General features: G+C 51.3%; 10 protein-coding genes. 1 reads left to right on the top strand and 9 read right to left on the bottom strand.

Going from position 1 to position 6,440, the window contains the following annotated elements; all coding sequences use genetic code 11:
• Positions 1–305 precede the first annotated feature (305 nt).
• A complete protein-coding gene (locus EJP87_RS12980; protein ID WP_130472298.1) occupies positions 306–656 on the top strand; it encodes a hypothetical protein in 351 nt (116 codons plus the stop codon).
• A 359-nt stretch (positions 657–1,015) separates the two neighbouring features.
• Here the strand turns inward: EJP87_RS12980 and dinB are convergent, their stop codons facing one another.
• The 9 genes from dinB to EJP87_RS19040 all read right to left on the bottom strand — a co-directional run bounded on the left by dinB (position 1,016) and on the right by EJP87_RS19040 (position 5,909).
• On the bottom strand, positions 1,016–2,122 hold the full coding sequence (gene dinB / locus EJP87_RS12975; RefSeq protein WP_130472297.1) for a DNA polymerase IV: 1,107 nt from the start codon (positions 2,120–2,122) through the stop codon (positions 1,016–1,018).
• Positions 2,123–2,194: 72 nt separating this feature from the next.
• Complete coding sequence (locus EJP87_RS12970) at positions 2,195–2,737, bottom strand: hypothetical protein (protein ID WP_130472296.1); 543 nt, start codon at positions 2,735–2,737, stop codon at positions 2,195–2,197.
• 15 nt (positions 2,738–2,752) lie between these two features.
• Positions 2,753–3,100 carry a hypothetical protein gene (locus tag EJP87_RS12965; RefSeq protein ID WP_130472295.1) on the bottom strand — a complete coding sequence of 116 codons (348 nt, stop codon included), beginning with the start codon at positions 3,098–3,100 and terminating at the stop codon, positions 2,753–2,755.
• Positions 3,101–3,181: 81 nt separating this feature from the next.
• Positions 3,182–3,463 carry an HU family DNA-binding protein gene (locus tag EJP87_RS12960; RefSeq protein WP_130472294.1) on the bottom strand — a complete coding sequence of 94 codons (282 nt, stop codon included), beginning with the start codon at positions 3,461–3,463 and terminating at the stop codon, positions 3,182–3,184.
• 51 nt (positions 3,464–3,514) lie between these two features.
• On the bottom strand, positions 3,515–3,895 hold the full coding sequence (locus EJP87_RS12955) for an H-NS histone family protein (RefSeq protein WP_130472293.1): 381 nt from the start codon (positions 3,893–3,895) through the stop codon (positions 3,515–3,517).
• A gap of 171 nt (positions 3,896–4,066) precedes the next feature.
• The gene (locus EJP87_RS12950; RefSeq protein ID WP_130472299.1) at positions 4,067–4,459 is read right to left on the bottom strand and encodes a VOC family protein; all 393 of its coding nucleotides are present in this window, start codon (positions 4,457–4,459) and stop codon (positions 4,067–4,069) included.
• The gene (locus tag EJP87_RS19045) at positions 4,456–4,689 is read right to left on the bottom strand and encodes a helix-turn-helix transcriptional regulator (protein ID WP_130472292.1); all 234 of its coding nucleotides are present in this window, start codon (positions 4,687–4,689) and stop codon (positions 4,456–4,458) included. The genes EJP87_RS12950 and EJP87_RS19045 overlap by 4 nt, the downstream gene beginning before the upstream one ends.
• Positions 4,686–5,066, bottom strand: a complete 381-nt coding sequence (locus tag EJP87_RS12940) for an integration host factor subunit beta (protein WP_193771372.1) — start codon at positions 5,064–5,066, stop codon at positions 4,686–4,688. The genes EJP87_RS19045 and EJP87_RS12940 overlap by 4 nt, the downstream gene beginning before the upstream one ends.
• Positions 5,067–5,705: 639 nt before the next feature.
• Positions 5,706–5,909 carry a DUF4351 domain-containing protein gene (locus EJP87_RS19040; RefSeq protein WP_130472290.1) on the bottom strand — a complete coding sequence of 68 codons (204 nt, stop codon included), beginning with the start codon at positions 5,907–5,909 and terminating at the stop codon, positions 5,706–5,708.
• Between the last annotated feature and the right edge of the window lie 531 nt (positions 5,910–6,440).

Here is a 6,440-nt window from a genome sequence, read left to right as displayed (position 1 = left end):
CGAAAAACTCCTCCCATGGAACATTGATAAAGCCATTTTGTCAATGAGCTGAGATACGCGGAGAATTCACCGCTTACACTGGAAACGCTGATATCCGATCGACTGTGTTATTGCACCTCAGTCATCTTCCCAACGGTGGCTATTGATGTCAAGCACCCCAAGCATCTTCCGCAAAAAAATTGAAGCATCCCGACAGAACTCTGAAAACGGTCCGTCCATACAGGCAAGACCGACGCGCAGTCGGTTAAAACCAAACAAACACAGGTCGATTGGACGACCCTCAAATATCTCGCAAAGGGAAAACGATGAACAAGATTTCAATGGGTGTGGCAGTACTGGTCTCTTCTTTGGCTCTGTCTGGCATGGCGTTGGCCGGTAGCGAAACCGCCGCGACAGCCAACGGTCGTCCGCTGGTCTCCCATGCAACCACCGATACCAAGGCCGCTCCGGCAACCAACAAGGATGCATCAGGCCGGTTGATGGCAGCAGCCACGGATGGCAAAGAGCAGAAAGCTGCTCCAGACGCCAAGACCACAGAGCAGAAGGCCGGACACGATGCAAAGCAGCAAAAACCTGAAGCCGCCACTGCCAAGGTTGATGCCAAACCCGCCACCAACGCACCGGTGGCCGCTCAAGACAGCAATACCAAAAAGTAGATTCGTCGGTTTCCGGCGAAATGCTATGGCATGGGGGGGCGGCAACGCCCCCCACAATCATTTCAACGGTACCACTCGTCGTCTGTTTTGTATCTGAAAGGAGACACCCTCATGAAAAAATTGGCTATTGCCTTGATTATGGCCAGCTCTTTGGTGGTACCGGCTCTCGCTCGTGCAGATGGTGGTGTTGCCATATACCCAACAACCCGATACGTCATCACAGAGCCAGAAAATGTCCATTACCTGTACGATCGTCGATGGAATCGCCACAGGCACCATCACCGGCATCACTGCCGGGATTGCCACGGTCCCAGGCATAATCACTGGCGCAATTGGGACAGATAGTTCTGCCTGACCCACTACTCCACAAAGCCCAGCCGATATTCTGGTTCAACAAAAGGCAGTGGTGGTTGCCACCAACCAGCATTGTCTGCCTGGCAGGCATTGGAAACGGTCAACCCAATAAGACGAACACCACGTGGTGGAATCTTCACATTTGAAAATAACTGCTTGGCAATCGACATCATCCGATCTGCATCTTGGATTGGCTGAATGACTGTTCGGCTACGGGTGATTTGCTGGAAATCTGCAAACTTGATCTTCAGAGTAAGCGTTTTGCCTACAAATCCAGCCTTTCCCATTCGGCGCACCACTTCATGGGCGATGGCGTCCAACCGTGCCATAATCGTTGCTCTGTCACGGACATCCCAATCGAACGTATCCTCTGTACCAACAGAATGCCGCTCTCTGTCCGGATTGACCGGTCGATCATCATTGTTGCGAACAATCTGAAAATACAGGCACCCTGCCTTACCAAATTTGGACTCCAGTTCTTCCAATGACATCTGCAGAAGGTCTGCGCCGGTCTTGATACCCATCTGGTGCATCTTTTCGGCTGTCACCCGGCCAACCCCAAAGAACTTCTCGATGGGTAGTGCCGCAACAAAATCTGCCGCCTGCTCCGGTGCAATCAAGGTAAAGCCGTTGGGCTTGTTCATTCCCGATGCCACCTTGGCGAGAAACTTGTTGAAAGAGACGCCTGCCGATGCCGTCAAGCCTGTGCGCTTCTGGATCGTTGCGCGAATCTCCTGTGCCACCCAGGTTGCCGAAGGAATTCCTTTCTTGTTGCTGGTTACGTCCAAAAACGCCTCATCCAGGGACAAAGGCTCAACCAGGTCGGTGTGTTCAAAGAAAACCTCCCGGATCTGCATCGATACCGCCTTGTAGGCCTCCATGCGGGGCGGCACAACGATCAAGTTGGGACATTGAACCAGTGCCTTCTGCATGGCCATGGCCGAGCGGATCCCAAATCGCCGTGCCTCATAACTGGCGGCAGCGACTACTCCCCTGGCACTGCGGCCTCCAACCACCAATGGCAACCCACGGTACTGCGGATTGTCCCTCTGTTCCACCGATGCGTAGAAAGCGTCCATGTCAATATGGACGATTTTCCTGGTAGCGTTCATCAGAATCATCCCTGGCCATATCAATCACTCTGCACACACGCACCAACTCAGTGTCCTGTCACGTTCTCAAATCTACAGTAGGTGCCTCTGCCAAGCCACCACACCCAGTGTCAACACAGCTATCCACCCAAACAGGCCAATCGGAAACTGTCTCACCAATCTCCAATCGGCAGACGACGGCAAGGCATTCTCTATAACGATCACCATCAAAAATAGATAAATAACGTAATTCCAAGGTGTTGGTTGGAGATACAGGAAGAATTTGCGATGAATCAACCATGCCAGCGGTAGCAATGACAGCGGTGCTATCCCGACCGGCAAGGCGTTAAAAGCGTTGATACGGGCACAAACAACTTGGCCGAAAAGGAACCCGTCTGCCGTGCGCTTTGGCCAAACCGAAAAACGTTTAGGCCGTCCTCCCAATACGAGTGCAACCAGGTAATGGGCAAGCTCATGAAACACCACACCCACGAAATTGACCAACGCCGCCGACCATAAACTGCGGCAGTGCAGGTGTTTAATCCGGCCGATCAATACCACCAACACCACACTGATGAAAAAATCTGCGTTGCCTCCCAACACCCCAGATCCACGTCCAAATTCACTGATTACCATTAAATTCCCGATAGATTATCCGATATACAGCGTTGCCGCCTGGAGAAAGGCATCTTCAGGTTTTACAAACCCGTCGAATGACATGAAAAATGTGTCTTCATATTTTTCAGAACTGTATGCGTACAACGCCGCTCCCCACGATTCCTCGTTAAAATAACGCAACCTGCAAAGGTGCGTCGGATAGTCCTCATTTTCGGCATACGCATCGATATAACAAAATTGCATTTTAAATCTGATGGCTATCCGTTTGTAGCGTCCTGAAAAATTTGATTCAGCGCAATCAAGTATCCTTTTACTGACTCTCCTCTTGACATCTTCAGGAATCTTACTGCCTCCAGAAAACGGTGTTCTTACCCATGCCATGGCTTTACTCCCAAATCAATGACCACAAGCTGAAAGCTGGTGGAACGCATTCATAGCTCAGGAGGTGATGTGATCCACCGGCTACTCTTTCCGTTCCACCGCCTCCCGTAGCACTTTCCCAGCCTTGAACTGTGGTGATTTTTTGGCGGGAAGCTGCACTGCCTCACCCGTGCGTGGGTTCCTGCCTGTCCTGGCTTTCCGCTCCACCACCGAAAAGGTGCCAAAGCCAATCAACGTCACATCGTTGCCGGACGCCAATGATCCTTGAATGGCACCAACCAACGCACCCATAGCCTTGCCTGCCTGATCCTGGGTGATACCGGCCTCTTTGGCCATGAGTGCGACGAGTTCCGATTTGTTCATTCTGCTTCCTCTCCTGCCTGTTCCTGATCAACATATTTGGCCGTCATCGGCCTACCCGATTTCCAACTCCTCCAACTGGCCACCTGCATCCAGATGCGATATCACCCAACCCGGCTTTCGGCCTTTCCCTGTCCACGTCCGGCTGGCATCCACAGGATCCCGGTACTTCGGCAATCTTGAGGTTCCCTTGTCCCTCCTGGTACGCCTGCCAGTCTGGCCCGCAAGAAACGCCTCAACAGACTCAAAGCCTGCTGATTGTGCCATCGCCAGCATCTGGCTATGGATCACCTTCTTCGCCTCTTTCTGTTTCTGGGCGATCCGCGATTCCACATCGGCCTTCAACGACACCAGTTCCTCCAGGCTCAAATTGCCGATGGCAACCTGCGCCGCCTGTGTGGCGTCCTGTTGCGTCTCTTCTTTCTTCTTGGCCATTTTCTTGTCCCTCTCCTGTTGTCGCGACACACGCCACCACGTGCGCCAGGGTGGAAACCCTGACCGACCGTTCACCCTCCAACTACTTCCCTGCCAAATACTCCTTGTACTTCGCCACCACGCCACACATATTGACGTCCGCAGAGCCACCTTGCCTGTCCTGTGGAGAGCTCAAAGTTGCACTGACAACTCGATCAGATTGAGGTCAGGATCACGCAAATAAATTGAGTTAATCTTCCCCAAAGCTCCTGTACGTAACACTGGACCTTCGCAAGTGGGCCAGTTGCACTGCCGCAAATGTTCCACCAGTTCTTGCATCGGCAGTTGCACTATAAAGCACAAGTCTAAAGAACCTGGAACCGGCAAATGGGCCTTCGGCTCAAACTCTGCACCTTGTACGTGCAGGTTGATCTTCTGCCTCCCGAAAGAGAACGCCGTTCTTTCAACCGGAGGGATGCCCCCGACAAACCGTTCCAATCGCATACCCAACACACGGGTATAGAAATCAATGCAGGCCGATTCACGCGCGGTAGTCAGTACTAGGTGATCCAGATGAGCAATCAAGGATGTTTCTGAGCTGTCCATTTGCTTCGAGCCTCTATTGCCTTGGCGTTGAGACGGCGAGGCATATTTGGCCAAGTCAGCGCGATGGTTACCGTGCACCGGGATGAGTTTGACCTTTCATTTTCTAATCTGAGAACAGGCGTCCGACTGATGCCAACTCTGTCCGCCAATTCTTTCTGGGTAAGCTTGGCGGACTTCCGTGCCGTCACAATTCTTTCGCTGAAATTCATTGCTGATCTCCTTCGCTGTCCACTCGCCGACGCATTTCCAGGCCGGGTTTAAAAAACATCACGCGCTTTGCCCCTACCGACACCTGCTCACCAGTCTTGGGATTCCGGCCAGCACGCGCTCGACGCTCCTTCAATCCAAAGCTGCCAAACCCACGCACCTCGACCCGATGGCCAATCTCCAACGAATGGGCGATGGACTCGAACATGGTATCGACGACCGTTTCAGCGTCCTTGCGAGTCAGCTTGCACTGATGGGCAACCAGGATGATCAACTCCGATTTGGTCATGCGCTTCCTCCAGATGGCGTTGGGACTCAAACAACAATGCAATCCGGCGCAAACCTTATCAGATTCAAGATGTTGCCACAATGGACACATAGAGTCATGGACAAAAAAAACCTTGACTCGTACCCGTGTTTAACTCCCGCCAGTCAATAGACGCAACCAAGATGGGTATCGAAAGAGTACGAAAGCTGTTGACTTGATAATGTGATTGAATTTGCAAGACAAAATGAAGTACGAAAATCTCGTACTTCGAAGGACGAAGTCAACAGGTCGGGGAGAATCCGGGCAAGTGGAGAAGAAAAGTGGCGAGTTCAACTCCCGTCAGTCCGAAAGTAGACAAAAAAATTTACCGAACCGGTATCGGTTAACTGTTGGAAATATTGCGTTTTTTTGGCATAAAAAAAGCCGCCTCGCTGGACGGCTCACAACATTACGGAGAAATTTCAAAACTAAATGGTGGAGCATGTTTTCGCTAGTCGAACTTTTTCTCCAGTCATGCTGCAGCGCAGCAGAGAGAATGAGTTCGATGTCATCTTGGTCAGCCAAGTGATGAGCGATTTCAATTCAACTTGATATTCAATGACTTCCAAGATGGCGTCGAAATTTCGGAGGCTTCTCGCGACACACCTTCGGACTCGCTTCCTACTCCCGCTTCGTTGGCAAGATGCAATTACGGAATTCTCCATTGCCAGATTTGCATATAAAAGAGAGAATGCGGATTCTCCGCCACCTTTACGACGGGTCCGACAGCACGTTCTCCAAGGTCGGTGCGTCCAGGATTCGGAGACTCCAATTTTCTAAGGTGGCCAGATCAGCATCGGCTATTTTCTGGCTGGCCCATGGAGGCAGGTCGCCGAAACGGCGTTGGAGTTGGCGGGTCAGAAATTTTCTGCTGCTTGATTCGTCTGCGCCGACTTCTAGGCCCCAAGCACACATATCCTCCAGAACCGCTCCTAGCCGCCCACCCGATCAGCTGACCACTACGGTCTATACGATCTGAACCGCTTGGAAAGGAGCCACCGACAGGAGTAGAGCATGGCCTACCGACTACGACAAGCCAAGTTACCCGTCTAACAGTAGAGGCAAATGCTGCGCGTTTCGATATTGCTCATTCCTGTATTGTATTTCGCTACGCCAATAATGATAATCATCCGTCCGACGCTCATCATACTCAAAACAGCTTACTGTTATCTTTGTTTTTGATAAAATTGATTTAACATCATCACCCCTCCAAACAACTTTTTCTTTTTTAGATGAATAATCACGAAGCGCAATCGATCCTGTTCCATCCTTCAAAGTAAGAAGTAAAAATGAACTCGGACAAATTTCTGGGAACATTGTGCCCTTCGGGCAAAAAACTGCAACAGCAAAAGCAAGACCGTGGGGCTCTGCCCCATAAGCGTTAACCTAACATCCCCAGAGTTGCCATCTGACGCTTTCGTTTCCTTGGTGAATCAGCAAGCCATT

The sequence above is a fragment of the Candidatus Magnetaquicoccus inordinatus genome (assembly GCF_004217665.1).
GTDB lineage: Bacteria > Pseudomonadota > Magnetococcia > Magnetococcales > Magnetaquicoccaceae > Magnetaquicoccus > Magnetaquicoccus inordinatus.
This window is presented reverse-complemented; position numbering and strand designations above follow the sequence as displayed.

Excerpts from the sequence above, each read along its gene's own strand:
- EJP87_RS19045 (WP_130472292.1), bottom strand. The coding sequence starts at position 4,689 with ATGAATTTCAGCGAAAGAATTGTGACGGCACGGAAGTCCGCCAAGCTT.
- EJP87_RS12960 (WP_130472294.1), bottom strand. The coding sequence starts at position 3,463 with ATGAACAAATCGGAACTCGTCGCACTCATGGCCAAAGAGGCCGGTATC.
- dinB (WP_130472297.1), bottom strand. The coding sequence starts at position 2,122 with ATGAACGCTACCAGGAAAATCGTCCATATTGACATGGACGCTTTCTAC.
- EJP87_RS12980 (WP_130472298.1), top strand. The coding sequence starts at position 306 with ATGAACAAGATTTCAATGGGTGTGGCAGTACTGGTCTCTTCTTTGGCT.
- EJP87_RS12965 (WP_130472295.1), bottom strand. The coding sequence starts at position 3,100 with ATGGCATGGGTAAGAACACCGTTTTCTGGAGGCAGTAAGATTCCTGAA.
- EJP87_RS12955 (WP_130472293.1), bottom strand. The coding sequence starts at position 3,895 with ATGGCCAAGAAGAAAGAAGAGACGCAACAGGACGCCACACAGGCGGCG.
- EJP87_RS12970 (WP_130472296.1), bottom strand. The coding sequence starts at position 2,737 with ATGGTAATCAGTGAATTTGGACGTGGATCTGGGGTGTTGGGAGGCAAC.
- EJP87_RS19040 (WP_130472290.1), bottom strand. The coding sequence starts at position 5,909 with ATGTGTGCTTGGGGCCTAGAAGTCGGCGCAGACGAATCAAGCAGCAGA.
- EJP87_RS12940 (WP_193771372.1), bottom strand. The coding sequence starts at position 5,066 with ATGTGTCCATTGTGGCAACATCTTGAATCTGATAAGGTTTGCGCCGGA.